The sequence below is a fragment of the Shewanella carassii genome, from assembly GCF_019670705.1.
GTDB lineage: Bacteria > Pseudomonadota > Gammaproteobacteria > Enterobacterales > Shewanellaceae > Shewanella > Shewanella carassii.
The window spans coordinates 3,696,993-3,721,123 of record NZ_AP024618.1 but is presented as its reverse complement, the minus strand read 5'-3'; the positions used below and the strand labels follow the sequence as shown (position 1 = coordinate 3,721,123).

Below are 24,131 nucleotides of genomic sequence, written 5' to 3'. Positions count from 1 at the left end.
CCGTCAGAGCCGCCGATAACACAAAGGATGAGAAGGAATGAGTGTAAACATGAATTTGACACGTGCCCAGTTTGATGAAGTCATGGTGCCTAATTATGCACCATCACCCGTTATTCCGGTGCGTGGCGATGGCAGTCGTGTTTGGGATCAGGAAGGCAAAGAGTATGTCGACTTTGCCGGTGGTATTGCGGTGAATTGTTTAGGCCATTGTCATCCGGTTGCCGTTGAGGCGCTTAAGGCGCAGGCTGAAAAACTCTGGCACTTGTCCAATGTGATGACCAACGAGCCGGCACTGGCATTGGCGACCAAGTTGGTTAACGCCACTTTTGCCGACAAGGTCTATTTCGCCAACTCAGGCGCCGAAGCCAATGAGGCGGCGCTGAAACTGGCCCGCCGCTACGCTCTGGATAATTTCGGCGCCGAAAAAGATCAGATTATCGCCTTCGACAAGGCTTTCCACGGCAGAACCTTCTTTACCGTCAGTGTCGGTGGCCAGGCCGCCTACTCAGATGGTTTTGGCCCCAAGCCGCAGGGGATCACACACCTGCCATTCAACGATGTTGCCGCATTGGAAGCCGCGGTGTCAGACAAGACCTGCGCCATCATGCTGGAGCCGCTGCAGGGTGAGGGCGGTATCATAAATGCCACTCCAGAATTTTTGGCCAAGGTGCGTGAACTGGCCGACAAGTACAATGCGTTGGTGGTGTTCGATGAGGTGCAAACCGGTGTTGGCCGTACCGGTGAACTGTATGCCTACATGGGCACAGATATAGTGCCGGACATTCTCACCACGGCCAAGGCCCTGGGCGGCGGTTTCCCCATCGCGGCCATGCTGACCACTGACAAGATTGCCGCTCATCTTAAAGTGGGCACTCATGGTTCCACCTATGGCGGTAACCCTCTGGCCTGCGCCGTCAGCAACGCGGTATTTGATGTAGTCAATACCCCTGAAGTGTTGCAGGGCGTTAAGCGTCGTGAGCAACTGCTGCGTGATGGCCTGGAAAAAATCAATGCCAAGTACCAGGTGTTTTCCGAGGTGCGCGGCAAGGGATTGTTGCTCGGCGCCGTGTTGAATGAACAGTATCAGGGACGCAGCCGTGAGTTTCTGTTGGCCTCGGTCGACAATGGCCTGATGACACTGATGGCCGGTGCCAACGTGGTTCGTTTTACTCCTTCTTTGATCATCCCTGAAAGTGATATTGCCGAGGGTCTGGCACGCTTTGAAAAAGCGGTCGCCAAGGTGGTTGCCGCCTGATCCCCGTGGGCCTGGGCCCACTTAGCGCAATAGACTCACAGCTGCTGTTCTGACGGGCCATTCCCGACGGAGCAGCAACTGTGGATGAGTGGAGATTTAACCATGTTAATCATACGGCCTATCCGAGCCTCAGATTTTCCGGCGCTGCGCTGTATCGCCGAAGAATCGGGTCATGGATTCACCTCGCTGCCGGTCAATGATGAGCTGCTGACCCGCAAGATCGCCCGTTCGGAAACCTCTTTCGCCAAGGCGGTGGAAACGCCTTTTGATGAAGGTTACCTCATGGTGCTGGAAGACACAGAGACCCAAGAGGTTGTGGGCACCTGTGGTCTGGAAGCCGCGGTGGGAATGGAAGATGCTTTCTATCATTACCGTTTGGGCACAGAGGTTTATCATTCGTCGCAGATAGAAGTACGTAACGAGGTTGAAACCCTCAGCCTGTGTCATGACTACACAGGTGCCGCCGAGCTCTGCACCCTGTTTCTGAGAGACTCCTACCGCAAGGGCAACAATGGCCGCATGCTGTCACGCAGCCGCTTTCTGTTTTTGGCCCAGCACGCCAATCGGTTCGGTGAAACTGTTATTGCCGAGATGCGCGGGGTCAGCGATGAAAACGGTAATTCCCCTTTCTATGGCTGGCTGCAGCAAAACTTCCTCGGCATAGACTTTATTCAGGCCGATTACCTCTCAGGTCTGGGACAGAAGGCCTTTATGGCCGAGATGATGCCCCGCAGCCCTGTCTATGTTTGCCTGTTGCCCGAAGCGGCGCAGAAGGTTATCGGTGAAGTGCACACCAATACACGCCCGGCCTTGAGCTTGTTACAGGCGGAAGGTTTCCGCTGGCGCAACTATGTGGATATTTTTGATGGTGGCCCCACGGTTGAATGCAACCTGGCGGACATTCGCTCCGTGCGCGAGAGTCGCTTACTGACGGTGCGTATCGGTGATATGCCTCAATCAAAGGACAGCTTTATTCTCTCCAACACCCATTTGGCAGACTACCGTGCCGGTTCGGCCAAGCTGGCGCTGACAGACGACAGTGAAGAAGTGATCCTGTCGAGCGAGTTGGCCGCCGCACTCTTGGTGGCAGACGGGCAATCGGTCAGGGTATTGGCAATATAGGAACAGCATAATGACACAATTTATCAAGGGCCAATGGCTCGCTGGCGAAGGCCAGGCAATGAGTTCAAGCAACCCGGCCAACGGTGAAACCCTGTGGCAGGGTAATGCCGCTACTCCGGCTCAAGTAGAAGCTGCCGTTGCAGCCGCCAGAGAGGCACAGTTTGACTGGTTTATGCTCGGTTTTGACGGCCGCCTGCAGGTGATAGAGGCTTATCGCGATCAGCTGGAAGCCCATAAGGCGGAAATCGCCGACACCATAGCGCAGGAAACCGGTAAGCCATTGTGGGAAACGGCCACCGAGGCGGGTGCCATGATAGGCAAAATCGGTCTGTCTGTTGCGGCTTATCACAAGCGTACCGGCGAAACTGAAAATGAACTGCCTGCCGGGCGGGCCGTGCTGAGACATAAGCCCCACGGCGTGGTGGCGGTCTTTGGGCCTTATAACTTCCCAGGCCATCTGCCCAACGGCCATATAGTACCGGCTTTGCTGGCGGGCAACACCGTGGTATTCAAGCCATCGGAACTGACGCCAAAAGTGGCAGAGCTGATGCTCAAGCTGTGGGAGAAAGCCGGTCTGCCAGCCGGGGTTATCAATCTGGTGCAGGGCGAAGTGGAAACCGGCAAGGCGCTGGCTTCACATCCTCAGCTTGATGGTCTGTTCTTTACCGGCAGCTCCCGCACCGGCCACTTGCTGCATCAGCAGTACGCCGGTCATCCGGGCAAGATCCTTGCCCTGGAAATGGGTGGTAACAATCCGCTCATCGTTAAAGGGATCAGTGATATCAAGGCGGCCGTGCACGAAATTATTCAATCTGCCTATATCTCCAGTGGCCAGCGTTGTACCTGTGCCCGCCGTCTCTACATAGAGAAAGGTGAGCAGGGCGATGCTTTGATTGCCGCCCTGGTTGCAGCGGTCAAAGCGATAGCTGTCGGCCCCTGGAATGCCGAACCACAGCCCTTTATGGGCTCGATGATCTCTGAAGCAGCAGCCAAGGGCATGGTCGCGGCGCAGCGTAATCTGCAGAATCTCGGCGGGGTTTCGCTGGTGGAACTGACCCATATTGAGAGCGGTACCGGCCTGGTGTCACCTGGGCTGATTGATGTTACCGAGGTGATTGAACTGCCCGATGAAGAGTATTTTGGGCCCTTGCTGCAACTGGTGCGCTACAGCAGCTTTGATCAGGCGATTTCGCTGGCCAATGATACCCGTTATGGCCTTTCTGCCGGGCTGCTGGCCGATAGCCGTGAAGACTATGACTATTTCCTGGCACGGATTCGTGCCGGCATAGTGAACTGGAACAAGCAGATCACCGGAGCCTCTGGTGCGGCGCCATTCGGCGGCGTCGGGGCATCGGGTAACCACAGAGCCAGCGCCTTCTATGCGGCCGACTATTGTGCCTATCCCGTGGCTTCCATGGAGGCCGATGGTTTGAGTTTGCCACAGGCATTGAGTCCGGGACTTAGCCTCTGACAGTGAAGGGAAGCGCTGTGGCGCTTCCCTTTTTTGAACATACCATTTGCCTTTGGGCAAACTGCATTACACAGGGAATAACCATGCATACAGATATCAATGCGCTGTTCAATGCCATGTGGCAGGACTATATCAAGATGACGCCATCGGCGGCCAAAGTGCACCAGCTGTTGGGGCAAGGCAAGGCGATTATTAACGACCATATCGCCTTGCGTACATTCAATCTGCCCAAGGTGGGCTTGGATGTGCTGGCAGCCCATTTCGAAGCGCTGGGCTATGTGGCTTGCGGTGATTATCGCTTTGAGCAGAAAAAGCTGGTGGCAAAGCACTTTGAGCATCCGGACCCGACTCAGCCCAAGGTCTTTATTTCTGAGCTGCTGGTGGAAGAGTTCAGCCCTGAGCTGCAACAGCGGGTTGCCGACTTGGTTGAGCAGATCCCAACCCAGGCTTTGACCGCAGATAACTTTACTTATTCAGGCAGACACTGGCAGCTTGACTATGATACCTACCAAGCCCTGCTCGCCGAGAGTGAGTATGCTGCCTGGGTTGCCGCCTTTGGTTATCGTGCCAACCACTTTACCGTGTCTGTGAATCATCTGGCCGAGTTCAGCACCCTGACCGCCGTGAATATCGCGCTCAAGGAGGCTGGTTTTACCCTCAACAGTGTTGGCGGTGAGATCAAAGGTTCGGCCGAAGTCTTGCTGGAACAGTCTTCCACCATGGCCGACAGAATCCCCGTCGCCTTCGATGACAAGACGGTAGAGATCCCCAGTTGTTTCTATGAATTTGCCCTGCGTTATCCCAAAGCCGATGGTGAACTCTATACCGGCTTCGTTGCGGCCTCGGCAGATAAGATTTTTGAGAGCACTAATGCCAGAGCTTAGTCGCAGGGAATTCAACGCTAACACTGTTTTGTTATTGATAAATATGGTTGTAGTTAAGCCCTCTCGATAAAGAGGGCTTTTTTGTATTTAAATAAATCATTCTGATTAACTGTGTGTTTTATGTTGTTCTATTAATGTTTTCGCCATGTTTGGTTTGAGTATTCTTTCCTTCGGGTTAATTTATATTTTTGATGTTTTTTATGACCTATATCCTGTTTTTAATCTATTTAGAATAGTGATTGGGTATTGGTGTTGATCACTGTGTTTTTCGCGCTTATGCTTATTTACATAAGTAACAATATGTATTGAGAGCATTCGAGCTAATATCGAGACGCTATTCCGTTTGGGGCGGCGGAAAATCACATGAATAATAGAAATAAGTCATATAGGAAAATTCAGTGTCTGGTCAGGTTGGCCATGCCTTTTCTATTATTTTTGGCTTTTTCTAATACAGCGATGTCGAATAAGTTTGAGGAAGTTAATACTCTCATTTCAATCGCCAATCATGAGGGTTCATCGGTACATAAATTGGCGATGTACACTCTGTCTCTCCCCTGTATTTTGGCTGTTAAGTTGGCAGATAATGCTGTTTTAGTTGAGCTTTTTAAGTCGATAGCCGTAAGTTGGTTTTTTGTTTTTTTCTGCGGACCACGAATCCCTAATCAGGGAGTCTCTCAACCTTCTTCCGATTGGATTCCCTATTGGACGCAACTGCTTCTTGAATGGGTTAAACCAATTCAAGGAAGCACCTCTTAGACTGGAAGTTTTCCAGGTTAATTCGTTTTAAATAAATTAAGGCTTTTAAATATGAGATCCGGTAAATATCACCGCGATCTGGCCTTGTCACGCATAATAAAAAGTAAAAAAGCAAAGACAACATTACCTTTGCTGGGCTTTCTATTGTTTGCTGGACAAGCTCAGGCGGTTAACGAGTTTGAAATCAAACAGGAAGAATTTGGCGAATGGACTGCCTATTTCAACGCATCTTATACCCGCAATGTCTACAGTGAATCGGCCTTCGATGCCTACCGGGCTTATAGTCTGGATGCCAGGGTCGATTACAACAGCGATTGGGGCAGTGTGCTACTGACCTTTGGCGGTGAAAAAGAGACGCTGCACGGTAAGGAGTCAAGCTTTTTTGATCCCTTACTCGAGTATCGGACGCCGCTGTATTCCCTGACCGACACCCTGTCGCTCAAGGGCAGTGTCGGGGTTTATCTACCTGCGGGGCATTACACCAAGCTGGATAGATTGGAGTATGCCCCCAGGATTGCTGCCTATCTCTTCTATCGCCCTGAAGGTGATTTCAGCTTTTATCTATCTCCCAGATATAGATACAACGCCTACAAGTATAAGACTGCGGGTGAGCGGGTGCTGATTGAACATCAGGTCGATCTGGTGGCCGATGCCTACTGGCAGTTTGCCAGCCAATGGTATCTGGATATCAGTGGTCGCTATCGGATGTCGAAAAATTATCGTGGTCGTCGTATGGATGACCAATTCACGTTTGCCCAGGAACTGGGATGGATGCCTGCCGAGAGTTGGACATTGGCCATAGGTCATAACAACAGCGGCAGTTTTTATCACCCGGAATTGGGGCCTTCGGAAGGGTTTGAAGTGTATGACAAACGCAGTTCAACCTTCTATTTATCAGTAACAAAATACCTATAAACTCAATTTATTCAGAGGATTAAATGAAGAAGTCAAGTCTGAGTCTGGCCATAGCTGCCAGTCTGGCACTCGCAGGATGTGGGGCAGGAGAAGAACCATATAAGGAATTGCCCAAAGATGAGAAGCAGATCAGCAGCGACTCGATAGAGAAGGCGGGTGAGCGCCAGTACCTCTATATTCGTAGCGTTGGTAAAGCGCCACGTTATGCCGGATCAATAAGAGGCTTCAGTCAGGGAGACCCTAAGCTGGTGACCCTGCATAAGACAGAGAATGGTATTCAGGTTCGTCAATTAGACCGTGACGCCATTGGCCTAGGTCATGATAGCCGTTATCAGGAAGGCATCAACCAGGCGCCAGTGCTGACCATTCCCGGTGAATACATCGACTTCAGATGTACCGAAGACAAGTGGCGTGAATGTATCAACGTCGAGCAGGTTAACACGGATGCCAACCTGACCTGGCAGGACAAGCGTTACTTTGTCCCCGACTTTGCCGACACCAAGATTGCCGAATTGGGGATCAACGATATCTTTATGTTTGGTGAGTGTGTCACTGAAACTGAAGATCCCAAATTGGTCAATACAGGTGCTTACAAAGGCTATGAAATGGATCTGGATAAAGGGGTGATCAACTTCGAGATTGAACACACCTATCAGGTTTCTGGCCAGTGTTTTAATAAGTTCCACGGCGGTAATCTGGACAATCTGTCATTCACCACCACTGAGTTTATCTCTATCGTGGCGCTGGATCAGTTGGCCAGCAAAGATTATCAACCCATCCCTTACAGTGAGCAGGAAAAAGGTACCTTTGGATTCTTTAACTCCAGCCACAGCTATCGGGATAGGACCGACTCCGAAGGGGTGGATGGCTATGTTCGTACTTACTTGAACCGCTTCAACCCGGCCAAGGGAGAGTTGGTATATTACCTGTCCAACAACTTCTATGAGCCCAAGAACAAGCCGTTCCTGGATGCGGCTATCGAGTCTGTGACCGCGATGAATATCGCCAACAGCCGTTATCACACCGGCTTGCCACAGATTAAGCTGGAAAAAGCGGGCGATAAGCGCCACGGCGATCTGCGTTATAACCATATCACTCTGTTTGATGAACCATTGGACAATGGTCTGGCCGGTTACGGCCCTTCAGCCGCCAACCCACTGACAGGGGAGATTGTCAGCGCCAGGGTTAACCAGTACAGCTCCAACCTCAAGCAAGGTGCGGTACGTTACTATCGGCAACTGATGTTGGACTATAACCGTGGCAAGCTGGATGCGGCTTCGGTTGAAACCCTGACCGGCGTGCCTTATCAGCAAGCCGTAGTTAAGCCAGCGGCTTCCACCACATTGCAAGCTGTGCCTGCCGCGCTGGACAAGCCCGCCGATGTGATGATGGCCGCCGCTCCTACTGCACTGCCATTAATGCCTGATGAACAGCAGTTTAACGCCTTGGCCGATTTTGATGAGGCCAATCGCGACTATTGGTCCGAGCATACTTTGATGCATGTCGATACTGTGTTTGCCACAGGTGGTCAACAAAGAATGCTGCCCTCCGGCGTCAAGGGCCACAAGATTGATTGGCAGAATCCCGAGCTGTGGGTCAATGGTGATGTTGGTGGTAAGCTGCAGGCATTCGAGAAGCTGAGTCTGGATCTGCAGGATAGTCTGAGCACGGCGCTGGCCGCCCAGGCCTTTGCCGGTACCTTGACCCACGAAATGGGTCATAACTTTGGTTTGAGACACAACTTTGCCGGTAGTCGTGATGATGCCAATACCTTTAAACAGACAGAGTTGGAAGGATTGAACCAGGCCTTTGCCAGTGCCGGTTATCCGGAATTGAAGGTGAACGCCGAGTTTTCCAGTCAGATGGACTACAACGTCAACCGTTTTGCCACGACATTTGAACCCTATGACCTGGCGGCACTACGTTTCGGTTATGCTCGTGAAGTCGAGGCTAAAGACGGTGATTTTGTCTCCCTCAAAGAGGAAGATGCCAAGCGTCGTGAGGAGCTGAAAAAAGGCATACTTCAAGGGGAGACCCGCTACGGTGCGCTCTATAATATCGAGCAGAACCATGAGTTGCGTAGTTATGCTTTCTGTACCGATGAACATGTGTCGCTCAACAGTAACTGTAACCGTAGTGATGCCGGTAAGAACCTGGATGATATCGCTCAGTTCTATATCGACAGATACCATGACAGCTATGAAACCAGTAACCTGAGACATAACCGTCAGTCACTGTATGAAGACAGCAGTCTGAGTTACACCATTGCCCGTAAGCGTCAGTTTGACGAGATCCGCCAATTTATTGAAGATGTCAGTTTCCTCGAGGACATTTTCAATTTACCGGAAAACTTCTTTGCCAACGATTGTCAGGCCAAAGCTGCAGCCGGTCAGGATGCCTGGTATTGTGCCAATCAGCGGGCGATGAATAAGGCCGCTGACCTGTTCCTGCATCTTGCCGGTGAAAACGACGCCGTACTGGATGTTACCTTCCGTACTGCAGATGGTAAGGCTGTGTCCAAGCAGCAATTTAACTTCGCGAACTTGTTACAGCAGTATCGCTTCAAGAGTGCGGACATGACTGCTAAGTTTGCTCCGGGCGAAGTGATCAGCCAGTTTGCCGACTCTCCAGAGACGCTGAAGGAACTGCTGATTAATGCCAGTATCAAAGCGGAATACCGCGATCTGGTGACTGCCGATGTTACCTTCGCCGGCCGTTTGCTGAACGGGATCAAGGCTCCGGAAGGCTCGCCTAACCATCCTTATGTCAACGAGCGGGATGTGCTCGGAGTATGGCCTGACAAGCTGTTGGCAGTGCGTGCCTTGGTGAGCCGAACTACCCCGAGATCGACTTCCAGCCGTGGTCATAAGGCGCTGGTGGATCTGCCACAAACCGGCAAGTTGTTCAAAGAGATGCTGTGTCGTATGGCGCTGGGTAATGGCCCGGATCTGGTCAGCAATGGCAAGCCTTTGTTTGCCGATGCCTGTAACAGCAGCCCGGAACTGGCCAAGTATCTGCCTTATTACAGCGACTTTGCCAGCCAGAGCATAGAGCCTCTGCCTAACTATGACCGCACTGTATCACGCTTCTTCGGCTTTGATACCGTCAATGGTCAACCCAAGGGTAAGAGCAACCTGCTGCAGATGGTGCTGAGACAAGTAGTGTTGGCTTCGGTCGACAGCGACTATCAGGGCGAGCAAAAGGCCAGGGTATGGCGTGAATACGTTGGTATCCATCAGGCTGCTCCCGGACTGGATATTCAGGCCCAAATACCTCTGAACGGTAAAATCTATGCTGCCACAGCCGAGAACAAGTTGGCGCTGGCATTGATTGCCCGTATCAAGGAAGTGGAGCAGTTTGTCGCAGCCGCGGCTGTCAATGGTGAAACTGTTCGTGAGAGATTGAACCAGCAGTTAACCCGTGACCGCCTGGCATTAAGCTATCTGCCAGTGCTGGATTAAGTGACAGCATAAAACCAAAGAACCCAGCCTTGGCTGGGTTCTTTTTTGTGGGTAGATGACCGCCGAGCCCGGGCGTATAAATGCCCCTTGGTGGTTTCCTACGCTTTCAGGCCTTAAAGGTCAGTGAAACCTTGAGTCCCCCGAGTGCCGGGCTCTTACCGAAGTCGATATCCAACTGATACTGCTCGGCGATATCCTTGACTATTGACAGCCCCAGCCCATGACCATTGATCTCTTCATCGAGTCGATTGCCGCGGCGGGTGAGGGTTTGCATGTTTTCCTCTGCCACCCCAGGGCCATCATCTTCGACGCTGACATATACCTGCCCCTGATGTTGCCACACTCTCACCAATACCTGGCTTGAGGCCCACTTATAGGCGTTATCCAGCAGGTTACCGAGCAGTTCCATGCCGTCTTCCCTATGGATTGGCAGCCTGGGAATGCCTTCGCTGATATCGAAGCGCCAGCTGATCTGTTTGTGTCTATGCACCTTGTCCAGGGTTTGACACAGGCTTTCTAGGTCTCTTGGCAGCACCAATTGTGCCGCCGGTAGCATATCGCCGGTGATCCGCGCTGCCGCCAGCTTACGCTCTATCATCTTGTGGATCTGATCCAGCTGTTGTTCCAGAGCCCTGGCGGTATCGGGATCTTTCAGCCCCAGCGCTTCGACCTGTTGGCGCATTACTGCCAGCGGCGTCTTCAGGCCATGGCTGAGGTTGCCCAGATTATTGCGGCTGCGCTGAATTTGGTTACTGGTGTATTCAAGCAGCTCGTTGTAGGTCTCGGCCAGGGGTTTGACTTCGGGAGGTATAGTCTCCAGCGACAGCGAGTTGATCTCCCCCTCCCTGAGTTTGGCCAGTGCCTGTTTTATCTGCTTCACCGGCTTGAAGGATTGCCGCAATACCAAGAAAATCCCCAGGATCATCGCCAGCAACATGGCCAGGTTAACACTCAGCTTGGTGCCATAGACCTCGGTAAATACCTTGCGACCTATGCTGAGATCCTGCGCCACCGTCAGGGTGGCATTGATCTTCTTGCTGCTGGAGGTCAGCCCCAATGACAACAGTTGAATATCGTGGTTTTGTGGGCCCTTGGTTTGCCAGGCGCGGGTTTGCCCTGGCTCTAACGGCACTATCTCCAGGCGTTGATCCCACAAGGAGCGGGAGCGGATCTCCCGATCCGGCAGATTGAGCTGATAATAGCGCCCGGAATAGGCGGGTTTGTAGAAGCCGGAGAGCAGGCTCTGATCGATGAGGATCTCGCCGTCATTGAGATGAGTAGCCAGCGCCACCTGCTCCAGATCTTCCTGTAAGCGGTTGATGATAGAGTCGTGGAATGCCTGACGCAGCATGGATTCCATAAACGCCAGGCCTATCAAGGTACTCAGTAGCACCAGTGCTGTCAGCCACAGGCTCAGCTTGGTGCGAATGGACATCATCAGGATTGGCTGCCGTGAAAGATATAACCTTGGCCGCGGCGGGTTTCTATCGCCGCCTTGCCCAGTTTCTTGCGCAGGTGGGTGACATAGACCTCGACCACATTGCTCTCTTTCTCATCGTCAAACTGGTACAGCTTGTCGGTGATCTGTGCCTTGGAAAGCAGCTTCTTGGGCGACATTAGAAAGATCCGCAGCAAGCGGAATTCCATGGCCGTGAGGTCAAAATGTTGGCCATTGACCGTCACTGTCTGTTCGGCTTCATCCAAACTGACGCCGCCGAAGTTTAACTGTTTGCCCGGTACATTGGCGCGGCCATGGGTGCGGTGGATAATGGCCTGCAGTCTGGCCAGCAGCTCTTGGGTATGGAAGGGTTTGCCCAGATAGTCATCGGCGCCGGCATTGAAGCCTTCGACTTTCTCGTGCCACTGACTGCGGGCGGTCAACATAATCACGGGAGTGGACAATCCCTGTTGACGCCATTTCTCCAGCAACTGCAAGCCGTTGCCATCGGGCAAGCCAATATCGAGAATGATACAGTCATACTGGGTTTCTTTGACCAGGTAGTCGGCTTCTACCGCTTTGTCTGTGACATCTGTGACATAGCCAGCCTGTTTCAATTGTTTTGCCAGCTCTTCAACCAGCAGGGCGTTATCTTCAACGAGTAGCAGTTTCATTGGGACGACATTCGCTCGGTAATGGGGTTTGGTTATCGGGTAAGCCTGTGCCTGCATCCAGACTCAGACTGACGATACGACCATGTTCGACTTTTATCTGCAAATCATAACGCCATTCACCCTCTTTCTGATAGAGATGAGCGTCGATCAATTTGCCATGGCACACCCATTGTAGCTGAGACAGTGTGGCATCCAGGGAGAGGATCGTCCCGGACTTCACTAATTCTTTGGCGATATCGTGATCGGGTTCCAGGTGGGGACTGGCTACTTCAGCCTTTGCGGTACTCAAGGTCAGGCTAATAAAACAAATGAAAAATAGCCCTCTCAATTGATGCTCCTGAAAAACAAAAGTGGCCAAGGTTATTACCTTGGCCACTCTATAGAATCAGGCTTAAATCAAGCTGAAGCTGACTTAGCGGGTGCCGTAAACCACAATGGTTTTACCATGAGCCTGGATCAGATTTTGTTCTTCCAGCATCTTGAGGATGCGGCCCACGGTTTCGCGGGAGCAGCCAACGATCTGACCGATTTCCTGACGGGTGATCTTGATCTGCATGCCGTCTGGATGGGTCATGGCATCGGGCTGTTTGGCCAGATGCAACAGGGTCTGAGCGATGCGACCGGCCACATCAAGGAAGGCTAGGTTGCCCACTTTCTGGCTGGTGCTTTGCAGACGATGTGCCATCTGGGCGGCCAGCTTCATCAGAATTTCTGGGTTAACCTGGATCAGCTGCTTGAACTTCTTATAAGAGATTTCAGCAATTTCACAGGCTTGTTTAGCGCGAACCCAGGCCGTACGCTCGGCTTGCTCTTCAAACAAGCCCAGTTCGCCGATAAAGTCGCCTTGATTCAGGTAAGAGAGGATCATTTCCTTACCTTCTTCATCTTTAATCAATACGGCAACAGACCCTTTTACTATGTAATACAGAGTGTCTGAATCTTCACCAGCATGGATCAGGGTGCTTTTGGCTGGATACTTATGAATGTGACAGTGTGATAAAAACCATTCCAAAGTCGGATCTGGTTTTGGCTTACCAATCAGAGCCATGCCTATGTTCCTCGATTGATTAAAACGAAAGTAAGGATATTCTAAATAAGGATTTTGCGTCAATGCCAAAGGTTCAACTTTGCACTTGGTCTTACTTTAGATTGAGTGAATCAACGCAATTAAATCGCTAATCTTGGTTATCATTTTGATACTTTAGTGATACATGTCAACCAATACAGATTAAAAGCCCCTGGAATCGCTCCAGTCTGTAGGTTAAATCACATCTTCTTCGCCTTGCTCACAATCCGCCAAGCCGTTAGAGGGCTATTATTAGGATTTTATTGTTGGATTCGCCTCGACTTTCACGCCGGGTTCGAGCTAATTTATGAGTCAGTATGCATAGAATATTAAAGGGTATCAGAGTGAAATCTCCCCTAATTGCAGCGGTTGCCATGTTGGCCTTGAGTCTGTTCAGTGAACAGACTCAAGCCTTTGCCATTCCCCAGCCAAGCAAGGAAATTGCCGCCAGCAAACTGGCCTATATTCAGCTCAATGCCGCCAATGGTGAAGTCGAGGCTCAGTACCTGCTCGGTTTGATGTATCTCTCCGGCCGTTTTGTCGCCGAAGACAAGGTTGCAGGCCTTGCCTGGTTGACCAAGGCTGCCGAAGGCGGCGAAACCAAGGCACAACAAACCTTGGCTGACCTGGCATTTGAAGGCAAGTTGATGCAGCGGGATCTGGTGCTGGCGGAGCGTTGGTATCTGCCGTTGGCTGAACAGGGCAACCATTGGGCCAGGTTCAGACTGGGTTTCCTCTATGCTTCCGGCGGCGAGGGCGTTGACCGTCACTGCGGCAAGGCTGTGGCGTTTTTCAGTTCGGCCGGAGATGACATCTCTCTAGGTAATGCCGCCTGGATCCTCGCCACTTGCCCCGAAGCCAAGTACCGAGATGGTGGTCGAGCTTTGGCGCTGGCCAAGCAACTACTGGAAGACAACAATCAGGATCCGACCAATCTCGATAACTTGGCGGCCGCTTATGCCGAGTTGGGAGATTTTAGCGCCGCGGTGGCGACTCAACAGCAGGCGATCACGGCCTTGGAGTTGTCACAGGATCTCGGTAAAGTGCTGGAATTCCGGCAGCGGCTGGAGAGTTACCGCAGCCACAAACCTTACCGGGAAGTAGTTCCCTTGATGGAATAATGGCTTTGCTGCAGTTATCACGCCGAACCAAATCTGTGTGGAACAGCCGATAATTTTAAATACAAATTGAGGCCAAATAGTCTGCTAGCCATTGAAATAAAAGATAAAAACGAGGCTGATAGCAGACCTGCTCTCAGCCTTTGCTTTAATGTCGTTTATTCAAAAATTCTAACGCAGTTACGGCCGGAAATCTTTGCTTGATACAGTGCTCTGTCTGTGTTGGCCAGCCATTGATCGCTGTTTTCGACTTCATCATTCAGATCGCAGATCCCCAGGCTGATGGTAAAGGGCACCGGCTGGCCATTGAAGCTGAAACGGCTGTTTTCCATCTGAGTCCGCAGTCGTTCGGCGAAGGCGAGTGCATCCTCGGCACTGGTATGAGACAAGACCACGGCAAACTCTTCGCCGCCATAGCGTCCGGCGCAATCGGTTTCCCTGAGGTTTTGGCTGAGAATATGGGACAGATGCTGAATAACCCTGTCTCCGGCGATATGCCCCAGGCTGTCGTTGATCCGCTTGAAGTGATCTATATCGAACATCACCAGACTGGCAGGATCGCCATAACGGGAGTGGCGATCAAATTCCCGCTGCATGCACAATTGCCAGTGTCTGCGGTTATGCAGCTGGGTCAGACCATCGGTTTGGCTCAGATGTTCCAGGCGTTCGTTGGCACTCTTGAGTTGCAGCTTGTTGATGGCGATATCCGTCACATCATAAATGATGATGCTGATATGGGAGATCTGCCCGGTCAATGAGGCCAGTGGTAGCAGGGTAACGTTCTGGAACATGAACTCGGCGCGACCGGTAATGGGTCGGTAGTTCCTGAATTTAAAGACGTAGGGTCTTTGTTCCCAGCTGATGAAGGCGCGGTTTTTCAGCAAAAACACCGACTCCATCTTCTGCTTGAGCCAGTTGGCCGGCAGATCCGGGAAGCGCTCAAATAGGTTATCACCCTTGATATCGTTGGGAGAAACGCCGCTGTGGTTCTCCATAAAGCCGTTCCATAGCTGAATATTGTAATTTCGGTCCAGTACCACCAGGCCGACATCTATGGTTTGCACCATATCGATCAACCAGTGCAGTTCATTCATTGCATCTAAGTCAGTTGCCATGGCGAGCCTGTTTATCAGTTCATCAAATAGCCGAGCTTGAAGTTCAGCGTCGGCAGGGAGTCTTCGGTAAAGAGCAGTAGCAGATCGCACTGCACATTATGGCCTTCGATACGATAATTGATCTCCATCGCCAGCGTGCGCTGCCAACGATCTGAATTGTCGTGGATCAGCTCGTTCACAGTACAATGCCGTCCGAGCACCACAGGGTGCGCCTGGCTGAATTGCATATCCAACTGCTCTGCGATCCCGCTGAGAAAGGCGCCGATCAACACGTTGGCGGTATCGATCATCACCTCGATTTCGGTGTTGGCATCTTCGGGGTCCGACAGGCCCATTAACTTGGCCATATCCTTGAAGCTGGAGTCGTGAAACAACAACAGAGCCTCACCTGCAATACCGGCGCCGATAAAGCCCTGGCACAGTGCCGATATCTTGGGGCTTTCTTCTGTGGCCTTGAGTGCCATGGTCAGTTCGCTGACTTCCAGCACATTGACGTTGGGAATAGGCAAGAGCACAAATACATCCAACAGCTTGGCCAGCAGATCGGCGGCGCGGCCCATGGCAACGTTGGCAACCTCCTGGCAGGCATCGCGCATATCGACCTGGATCATCGGCTCTTCATTGCTGTCGCCGCCTTCGGCCAACTGCAAAATGCCATATTCCTGCAGTATGCTGCGAATGGCATCGGCGCTGACGGGTTTTTGAATAAAATCCAATGCGCCCAAGGCCTTGACTCTTTGATGAGCCTTAATCTGTATATCGCCCGAGACGACTATCACCATGGCTGGCAGGTCTTGCTGCTGAATGGTTTGCAGCACTTCGTAGCCGTCCATGACCGGCATATTGAGGTCCAAAAAGACTATTTCGCCCTTGCCTGCGCGAATGGCTTCCAGCCCTTCGGCGCCGTTGGCGGCAAAGCTGATCTCTACTTCCCAGTCTTTGGGAAGAGTGCGGGCCATCTGTTTACGTGCCAGCGCAGAGTCGTCACATATGAGTACCGGAATCGCCATAGAGGTTTCCTGTTTTACTGCATTACTTGAAGATAACACTTTCAACGGTATTTTTTGAGATCATCCCTTGGAGCGTACCGCTGGGTTACTTAAGGTTTGGGGTGCTGAATATATACCGGTGAGCTTAAGTTTAATGCTCGTTTTCCCATATTTTGGCATGACAAAATCTTATTATAGTGCAATGGCTTGCCTTTTGAAGGGGCGACATTGTGACCACTTGCTGTTCCTAAGTCAAAGTTAATGTCAGATTGTTGACGATCGTCAGTATTTAACGTTTCAACATTATGGAAATTGCGGAATTTTCACACTGGCCTGACCTGTATGATAATGATACCGTTAACATAACATCAACTTTCAAGGACCTGCAGATGCAATGGCAGACTCTCAGCCTGGAATGGCAACAACAGCTGGCTATCGTTAGCTTAAATCGGCCGGATAAACTCAACGCCATTAACTACACCATGTTCAGTGAACTCAAGGCGATGGCGCGTCACTTGCGCCGTCAACGACACTTGAGGGCGGTGATCCTCAGAGGCGAGGGCGGCCAATTCAGCTCCGGCTTGGATATCAAGAGTGTGGCCAACTCTCCCTGGCAAGCGCTGAAACTGCTGTTCAAGTGGTTACCGGGCAATACCAATTTGGCGCAGCAGGTGTCTGTCGCCTGGCGCGAGCTACCGGTTCCTGTGATTGCCGTCTTGGATGGCCGTTGTTATGGCGGCGGCTTGCAAATTGCGCTCGGCGCCGATTTTCGCATTGCCGCCAATGATGCCGAGTTGTCCATCATGGAGGCCAAATGGGGCCTGGTGCCCGACATGGGCGGCCTGGTGAGTTTGCGTGAAATTCTCGCCAAAGATCAGGCATTGAAACTCAGCATGACGGCGGAATTAATCCCGGCATCCAAGGCTCTGCAGTTGGGGTTGGTGACCGAGTGTAGCAGTGATCCTCTGGCCCGGGCACAAGAACTGGCAGCTGAGCTCAATGAGCGCTCTCCCGATGCGTTAGCGGCGATAAAGCTGAGTATCAACCGCAGCTGGAACGGTTCCCGCAGGCGCCTGCTGGCGCGGGAGTCCTGGAGCCAGGTGCGTCTGCTCTTGGGGCGTAACAGAGCCATTGCCGCCGTGCGTCAGGGTAAGGATCCCGAGCGAGCCTTTGAACCGCGGCGAAACTGGTGAGATACCTATCACGCCCGATGGGATATTAACTTGACCTCTACGGCAAAATTGCCTGAAAATCCGTCACTTTATTTTTAGAATGGAAATATGGGATGCGGATTTTTTTTGAACGCTTGCTCTGGGGGAGTCGCCTGTCTGTCATGGTTGGGGTCTTTTCCTGTGTGCTGGCGGCCTTGGTCACCTTCGTCATGGGCGCCAAGGACGTGCTGCATATGTTTGCCCTGCTGTGGGAATACCTGCTCAGTGGCAGCTATGATGTGCGCAACGATCTTGTGATGGTACTGGTGGAGATACTGGATACTTTTCTGCTCGGGGCCGTGCTGCTGATCTTCGCTTTCGGTCTCTATGAGCTCTTTATCCGTAACCTGGAGCCGGCTGGTGAATCGGATACCGGCGGTAAGATACTGATCATCTCCAGCATAGATGCGCTCAAGAGCAAGTTGGGCAAAGTGATATTGATGATGTTGATCATCAAGGTGTTTTCCTTCTTTGCCGATATCAAACCCAGCTCAGCACTGGACTTGTTATTCATGGGCGGCACTGTGGTGCTCATTTCCCTGGCGCTGATGTTCTCCAAGGGCGGTAAGAAAGAGTAATCGCACTGCCGACATTTGCTCTATGGGAAGCTTGGTCTGTCGGCCGGCTTCGGCAGCAACTTTTGCATTAGGCGGTCACTGATGGGGTTCAGTGGCCACTTTTTCGTTTGGCGCCTGCTGTTTCAACACCTTTCTGGCCATGCCTTCTATCATCAGCAGGGTATTTTCAAAGGCAACATCCTGACGTAGATCCAGCGCCAGCACCTGTTGCCGGTATTGATTATCCGGCTTGCTCATCGCTAGCGTTTTGCGACTTTCCACTGTAGCCTGCGAGGCTTGGTGACCATCGGGGGACTGGATATCGAGTACCGCCAGCTCTAACCCGGCCAGCTGTTTTGGCAGTGTCAGATTGGCATCGGGATCGTCGAGGTAGGGATTGATCACCACCAGTAAGTCCGGCTTAGCCAATTCCTGCGCTGCCAATAGCTCTATCACCAAGGCGGCAGATTGATCTTGGGCTATCAGCAAGCGCTGACCAGGAAAGGGCGCTCCCAAGGCGTCCAATTGCGCCAGACTCTTTTGGATAAAGCTCTGTTGTTGTTTTCTGAGCTTTTGCCACTCCTCGGCCTCTCGGCGGCTCGTTGCCTGGTTGCGTTTCCCCGGCATCTTGCCATCGCCGGCCTTGCTTATTTCCTGGGCCTCTGTGGTGAAGTTGGGCTGCTCCGGAAAGGGGGGAGGCGTGATGCTGATGCTGGCCCAGCCTGCTGGATTGATGCCGCGGCGTAAGAAGGCGTTAAGCCCGGGGGCATCGGCGTGGGTGCCGGGTGGCGGCAACAACAGCGCCGCGCCCAATTGTTTCTGGCCACTCCAGGAGCGCACCAGAACGGCTTGATCCTCGCCATCTATTTGGATCTTTTGCAACTCAGAGGCGGCAACATGTTCCAACGCCCGGCTATTGTCTCTGGGTTGCATCTTGGCCGTTTCAGGCGGTTGACTCGCTGGCTCTGGCTCTGGTTCTGGCTGAGTCTGCTCTTGGCTGGGCGCATTTTTATTGACAGAGTCTGGGTTGGCCGGCTCATCGGCAGCCAGTGCCGCCAAGGGCAAAAAGCACCACATAGCTATCATCTTGGATATCCGTGCCAACTGAACTCCTTACGCTTATCATGGGCTGGAATCGCATGATTCTGCAGCCTTTATTGACCCAGCCCAAATTATAATCCGCAAACCTGTCCTGTAATACCGCTTGTGTAAAAAGTTTGCGCCACTTAAGCCAAACTCATACACCTGTTCCTCAAAGACGCCTGACATCGGACATGGAGTGAAGCACAAAAAACAAGACCCGCAGGAGCGGGTCTTGGGGATGATATTTGAGTGGCTATCAGGCGTGGCTGACCAGCACCAGACGTATGGCATCGAGCTGCAGTTGGCACTGATCCAGATAACCGCGTAGTTCGACGATCTGATTTTGCAGATACTCAAGCTCGGCGTCACGGATATTGGGGTTCACCGCCTTGAGGGCTTCTAGGCGCTGCAGTTCGGCGCCCAGTTGGCGCTCCATCTGCTGCTGGGCTTCGGCCTGCAGGTTGGACATGGCCTCCATGGCGTGGGCTTCGCCCTTGGCCAGCAATGGATGCAGTATCGCCTGCGAGGCGTTGACCAGCTTGCTGCCGATATGGCGGTTAACCGCGCTGAGCTGGCGATCGAAGTGCTCGTAGCTCACCTTGTCAGACAGATTGTTGCCGTCTTTATCCAGTAGAATACGCAGCGGTGTCGGCGGCAGATAACGATACAACTGGCTGGACTTGGGCGCCGAGGCCTGTGCCAGGTAGATAAGCTCCAGGAATACGGTACCGGCTGGCAGCGCCTTGTTCTTGAGGATGGCAACACTTGTGGTGCCAGTTTCAGATCCTGTGATCAGATCCAACCCGGTTTGCACCAGTGGATGCTCTTGGGTTATCAGGGCGATATCGTCGCGGGACAGGGCGGTATCCCGGTCGAAAGTTACGGTAATGCCATCTTCCGGCAGGCCGGGATAAGTGGGGAACATCATGTGCTCGCTCGGGCGCAGCACTATGGTGTTTTCACCTCTGTCGTCCTGATCCAGACCTATGATGTCCCACAGACGGATCACAGAGCCGATAAGCTGGGTGTCGTTATCCATCTGCGCCAGCCTTTCGGCCAGGGCCAGTGATTTAGTGCTGCCATGGGAGTTGAGTTCCAGCAGCTTGTCACGGCCCTGCTCCATCGCCTGCTTGAGCTCTTTATAACGGCTACGGGTATCGCGCAGCAGCTTGGCCATCTCTTCTTCGTTTTCTTCCACCAGCAGTGGCAGCAACTGAGCGCCAAACTCCTTAAACAGAATATGGCCGCCGGGGCAGGTAAGTTCGAAGGCGTTGAGGCCCTCGTGGTACCAGGCCAACAGACGCTCCTGCGCAGTGTCGGTAAGGAAGGGCAGGTGGATCTCTACATCATGGTTCTGACCTATGCGATCCAGGCGACCTATGCGCTGCTCCAGCAGATCCGGGTTCAATGGCAGATCGAACAGCACCAACTGGCTGGCGAACTGGAAGTTACGTCCTTCGGAACCGATTTCCGAGCAGATCAGCGCCTGGGCGCCGCCCTCTTCCTGGGCGAAGAAGGCACCGGCCTTGTCACGTTCTATGATGGACATGCCCTCATGGAACACAGTGGCGAGGATCCCTTCACGGGTGCGCAGCGCTTCTTCCAGACTCAGGGCAGTGGCGGCCTGACTGGCGATGATCAGCACTTTCTTGCTGCGATTTTGCTTGAGGAAATCTATGAGCCAGTCGACCCTGGGGTCGAACTTCCACCAGGCGGCGGAGTTTTCATCAAACTCCTGATACATTTTTTCCGGCGCCAGCGCATAGGCAGCCTTCATTTCCAAGGTGCGGTGACCATTCATCATGGCACTGACTCGGGCTGCGGTGAGGTACTGCTCCGGCATGGCCTGTGGGTAGGCGTTGAAAATGCGTTTCGGGAAACCTTTGACCGAGGCGCGGCTGTTACGGTACAACACTCGACCCGTGCCGTGCCTGTCGAGCAGCTCCTGCAGCAGCTCGTCACGGGCGGCTTGCTGCTGCTCAGAATCGACGCCGTCAGCCTGGATAAGGCGAATGGCGGGGGCGATATCCTTCTCGGACAAGAGTTCGGTCAGGCTGTTGATGGCATTGTCGGGCAGCTTGTTGCCACTGGCCAGCGCCTCGGCGGCGAGGGCCACCTCTTTGTAGCCTTCTTCCTCTTTGATAAAGGCTTGATAGTCGTAGAAACGATCCGGATCCAGCAGTCGCAGTCGGGCAAAGTGGCTCTCATGGCCCAGTTGATCCGGGGTCGCGGTCAGCAGCAGTACGCCGGGCACCACTTCCGCCAGAGCTTCAACCACTTGATAGGCGCGGCTTGGAGCTTCTTCGGTCCACTCCAGGTGATGGGCCTCATCGACCACCATAAGATCCCAGTCGGCATCCAGCGCCTGGTCGAGACGGCGCTTCTTGCGCAGCAATTCCAGCGAGCAGATCACCAACTGTTCTGTGTAGAAGGGGTTGTCGTGGTCGGCAAAGGCCTCGATGCAGCGGTCTTCATCGAATACGGCAAACCGCAGGTTAAAGCGGCGCAGCATCTCCACCAGCCATTGGTGGCGCAGGGTATCGGGCACTATCACAAGTACCCGCTCGGCGCGGCCTGTCATCAACTGTTGATGAATAATGAGGCCGGCTTCTATGGTCTTGCCCAGGCCCACTTCATCGGCCAGCAGTACCCGTGGCGCGTAGCGGCGCCCAACTTCATGGGCAATCCACAGCTGATGCGGAATAAGGCCGACTCTGGGGCCCTGCAGTCCCAGCAGATCTGAGGTGGCCAGATTGTGGCGCAGTTGCTGGGCGGCGTAGCGCACCCCGAATCTGTCCAGTCTGTCTATCTGGCCGGCAAAGAGTCTGTCTTGCGGTTTGTTGAAACGAATATTGTGATCCAGCAGGGTTTCCCGGAGCTGCACTTCTTCGCCGGTTTCGCTGTGAATGCCGGTGTAGATCACCAACCCGTCTTTTTCATCCAAAGAGTTGATGGTCAGTGTCCAGTCTTCATGGCTCTTGACCTGATCACCTGGGTTATAAATCACCCGGGTTAACGGGGCGTCGTTGCGGGAGAACATGCGGTTCTCTCCGGTGGCGGGGAACAGCAGTGAGACCATGCGGCCTTCCAGTTGTACTACTGTACCCAAACCAAGCTCTGATTCGGTATCACTGATCCAGCGTTGACCTAAGGCGAAGGGCATCTTTAACTCTCATCTCCGGGCGGATTCACAAAGGGCGCGTATGTTATACCAATCCGAGTATAATACCAATCCCGCCCTCCTGGCCTTTTCGCCCGCCTGTCATCCAATCGTCATCTTTGACGCCCTACACTCAAAATGGCTTTTGCGCAGTGACGATTAAAGAGGTTGTAAAGGGTATTTGTCATCCGTTGTTAAAGGTGCCAGTATTAGTTTAAGCCATATCACAGTGGTGAAACTTACCCGCATCAGTTAGAAACAGGAGTGCCATATACCCCAATCCCAGGCCTGCGCTGGCCCATGACAACAAAGCTGTGAGTAGCTCATTGACGCAAATGGAGGCGCCATGGAACAAGACGACAGAAAGTTGTTTGTACTTGATACCAATGTGTTATTACATGAACCCTTAGCGATTTACTCCTTTAAAGAACATGATGTTGTGGTCCCAATGACGGTACTGGAGGAATTGGACCAGATAAAAGACCGAAAGCGGGATGTCAGCCGCGATGCCAGGGTCGCCATTCGGGCGCTGGAAGATATCCTCGGCGGCAAGACTACTCCGGAACAGATAATCAAAGGGGTTCCCCTTCCGAGCCGCGAAGGGCACACAGATGCCACAGGTACTCTGGCCATCTTCCCCGACCACCAGATTGAATTCACCATAGGCTCGCTGCCCGGCGACAACAACGACAACCGCATCATCAACACCGCCCTACATCTGCAAAATCAATATGAGCCCCGTACCGTGGTGCTGGTCACCAAAGACATCAATATGCGTCTCAAGGCCAAAGGTGCCGGGATACTCCTGGTAGAAGACTACCGCACCGATCAGTTGATCGATGACATACGTTTTCTATCCAAGGGTTTTCATCAATTTGAAGGCAACTTCTGGGAGCATCTGCACAAGGTGGCCACCGAGCGTCATGGCCGTCATACTGTGCATGATGTGCCGCTCAAGGACCTGGGCGACGATCTCTTTTATATCAACCAATATCTGCTGGATGAGGAATCCGAGTTTTGTGGTCGGGTGGTCGGCCGCAGTGAAACCAGTCTCAATGTGCTGGATCTCGGTCGCGAACGCCTGATGAATATGGAGGCCTGGGGCGTGAGGCCGAAGAACATCTATCAGGGCATGGCACTGCAGGCCTTGATGGACCCAGATATCGATTTGGTTATTCTCACCGGCCCTGCCGGGTGCGGCAAGACCTTGCTGGCGATGGCGGCGGCACTGGAGTTGGTGGTGGAGCGCAATCTCTACGACAAGGTAATCGTTACCCGTAACACCCCGGAAATTGCCGAGTCGATAGGCTTCCTGCCAGGCACGGAAGAGGAGAAAATGGCGCCCTGGCTGGCGGCAATTACCGATACTCTGGAGGTGTTGCACAAGCATGATGTCAATCCCAGTGGTTCGCTCAACTACATAATGGAAAAGGCCAATATCCAATTTAAGTCGATCAACTTCATGCGTGGGCGTTCGATTCAGAACTCAGTGGTATTGCTGGATGAGTGTCAAAACCTGACCGCCTCACAGTTGAAAACCATGATCACCCGAATGGGAGAAGGTACCAAGCTTATCTGTTGTGGCAACCTGTCACAGATAGACTCCAACTATCTGACCGCAGTCACCTCGGGTTTGACCTATATGGTTGAACGCTTTAAAAATTTTGAGGGTAGTGCCAACATTTATCTCAACGGTGTAGTGCGCTCACGGCTGGCAGAGTTTGCCGAAGAGCACCTCTAGAGAAACCCAGCAACAGAAAAAGGCCCCATTTAGGGGCCTTTGCTTTATGCGGGGGACTGCATATTGGCTCAAATTAAGTATATGATATTGGCTCTGTTCTTTGTGCTTTCCCGCC

The 24,131-nt window shown here is 52.6% G+C and carries 19 protein-coding genes; 11 read left to right on the top strand and 8 right to left on the bottom strand.

Features of this window, described 5'->3' with window-relative positions:
• Positions 1-37 precede the first annotated feature (37 nt).
• From K5621_RS16760 to K5621_RS16730, 7 genes are all read left to right on the top strand, one after another.
• Complete coding sequence (locus K5621_RS16760) at positions 38-1,255, top strand: aspartate aminotransferase family protein (protein WP_221049824.1); 1,218 nt, start codon at positions 38-40, stop codon at positions 1,253-1,255.
• A gap of 102 nt (positions 1,256-1,357) precedes the next feature.
• Entirely contained in the window at positions 1,358-2,377 is a 1,020-nt protein-coding gene (astA, locus tag K5621_RS16755; RefSeq protein WP_039035546.1) for an arginine N-succinyltransferase, read from the top strand.
• Positions 2,378-2,387: 10 nt separating this feature from the next.
• Positions 2,388-3,848: a succinylglutamate-semialdehyde dehydrogenase gene (gene astD / locus K5621_RS16750; protein WP_101095569.1), complete on the top strand. Its 1,461-nt coding sequence runs from the start codon at positions 2,388-2,390 to the stop codon at positions 3,846-3,848.
• Between the two features lie 83 nt (positions 3,849-3,931).
• A complete protein-coding gene (locus tag K5621_RS16745; RefSeq protein ID WP_221049823.1) occupies positions 3,932-4,732 on the top strand; it encodes a DUF1338 domain-containing protein in 801 nt (266 codons plus the stop codon).
• Between the two features lie 363 nt (positions 4,733-5,095).
• Positions 5,096-5,488, top strand: a complete 393-nt coding sequence (locus K5621_RS16740) for a hypothetical protein (RefSeq protein WP_100144777.1) — start codon at positions 5,096-5,098, stop codon at positions 5,486-5,488.
• A gap of 51 nt (positions 5,489-5,539) precedes the next feature.
• Entirely contained in the window at positions 5,540-6,403 is an 864-nt protein-coding gene (locus tag K5621_RS16735; protein ID WP_221049822.1) for a hypothetical protein, read from the top strand.
• Between the two features lie 23 nt (positions 6,404-6,426).
• The gene (locus K5621_RS16730) at positions 6,427-9,864 is read left to right on the top strand and encodes a zinc-dependent metalloprotease (RefSeq protein WP_221049821.1); all 3,438 of its coding nucleotides are present in this window, start codon (positions 6,427-6,429) and stop codon (positions 9,862-9,864) included.
• A gap of 106 nt (positions 9,865-9,970) precedes the next feature.
• Here K5621_RS16730 and K5621_RS16725 read toward each other — a convergent pair whose 3' ends face one another.
• The 4 genes from K5621_RS16725 to crp all read right to left on the bottom strand — a co-directional run bounded on the left by K5621_RS16725 (position 9,971) and on the right by crp (position 13,024).
• Positions 9,971-11,302, bottom strand: a complete 1,332-nt coding sequence (locus K5621_RS16725) for an ATP-binding protein (RefSeq protein WP_221049820.1) — start codon at positions 11,300-11,302, stop codon at positions 9,971-9,973.
• Positions 11,302-11,976, bottom strand: a complete 675-nt coding sequence (locus K5621_RS16720; protein WP_100144785.1) for a response regulator transcription factor — start codon at positions 11,974-11,976, stop codon at positions 11,302-11,304. The genes K5621_RS16725 and K5621_RS16720 overlap by 1 nt, the downstream gene beginning before the upstream one ends.
• Complete coding sequence (locus tag K5621_RS16715) at positions 11,957-12,304, bottom strand: PepSY domain-containing protein (RefSeq protein ID WP_100144945.1); 348 nt, start codon at positions 12,302-12,304, stop codon at positions 11,957-11,959. The genes K5621_RS16720 and K5621_RS16715 overlap by 20 nt, the downstream gene beginning before the upstream one ends.
• 84 nt (positions 12,305-12,388) lie before the next feature.
• On the bottom strand, positions 12,389-13,024 hold the full coding sequence (gene crp, locus K5621_RS16710; protein WP_025011303.1) for a cAMP-activated global transcriptional regulator CRP: 636 nt from the start codon (positions 13,022-13,024) through the stop codon (positions 12,389-12,391).
• Positions 13,025-13,380: 356 nt separating this feature from the next.
• Here crp and K5621_RS16705 point away from each other — a divergent pair, with 356 nt between their 5' ends.
• Positions 13,381-14,163 carry a tetratricopeptide repeat protein gene (locus K5621_RS16705; protein WP_373289266.1) on the top strand — a complete coding sequence of 261 codons (783 nt, stop codon included), beginning with the start codon at positions 13,381-13,383 and terminating at the stop codon, positions 14,161-14,163.
• A 155-nt stretch (positions 14,164-14,318) separates the two neighbouring features.
• On the opposite strand, the gene K5621_RS16700 is transcribed toward K5621_RS16705, so the two are convergent.
• Both K5621_RS16700 and K5621_RS16695 read right to left on the bottom strand, forming a co-directional pair.
• The gene (locus K5621_RS16700) at positions 14,319-15,275 is read right to left on the bottom strand and encodes a sensor domain-containing diguanylate cyclase (protein WP_221049819.1); all 957 of its coding nucleotides are present in this window, start codon (positions 15,273-15,275) and stop codon (positions 14,319-14,321) included.
• Positions 15,276-15,289: 14 nt separating this feature from the next.
• Positions 15,290-16,285, bottom strand: coding sequence for a response regulator (locus K5621_RS16695; protein WP_100144791.1), 996 nt, complete (start codon positions 16,283-16,285; stop codon positions 15,290-15,292).
• A gap of 368 nt (positions 16,286-16,653) precedes the next feature.
• Between K5621_RS16695 and K5621_RS16690 the strand changes: the two genes are divergently transcribed.
• Both K5621_RS16690 and K5621_RS16685 read left to right on the top strand, forming a co-directional pair.
• Positions 16,654-17,457, top strand: coding sequence for a crotonase/enoyl-CoA hydratase family protein (locus tag K5621_RS16690; protein ID WP_100144947.1), 804 nt, complete (start codon positions 16,654-16,656; stop codon positions 17,455-17,457).
• Between the two features lie 92 nt (positions 17,458-17,549).
• Complete coding sequence (locus tag K5621_RS16685; RefSeq protein ID WP_100144793.1) at positions 17,550-18,053, top strand: YqhA family protein; 504 nt, start codon at positions 17,550-17,552, stop codon at positions 18,051-18,053.
• A gap of 75 nt (positions 18,054-18,128) precedes the next feature.
• Here K5621_RS16685 and K5621_RS16680 read toward each other — a convergent pair whose 3' ends face one another.
• On the bottom strand, positions 18,129-19,136 hold the full coding sequence (locus K5621_RS16680; RefSeq protein ID WP_221049818.1) for a DUF3530 family protein: 1,008 nt from the start codon (positions 19,134-19,136) through the stop codon (positions 18,129-18,131).
• Between the two features lie 235 nt (positions 19,137-19,371).
• A complete protein-coding gene (gene rapA, locus K5621_RS16675) occupies positions 19,372-22,278 on the bottom strand; it encodes an RNA polymerase-associated protein RapA (protein WP_100144797.1) in 2,907 nt (968 codons plus the stop codon).
• A gap of 343 nt (positions 22,279-22,621) precedes the next feature.
• On the opposite strand from rapA, the gene K5621_RS16670 reads away from it, so the two are divergent.
• The gene (locus K5621_RS16670; RefSeq protein ID WP_100144799.1) at positions 22,622-24,016 is read left to right on the top strand and encodes a PhoH family protein; all 1,395 of its coding nucleotides are present in this window, start codon (positions 22,622-22,624) and stop codon (positions 24,014-24,016) included.
• Positions 24,017-24,131: the final 115 nt, after the last annotated feature.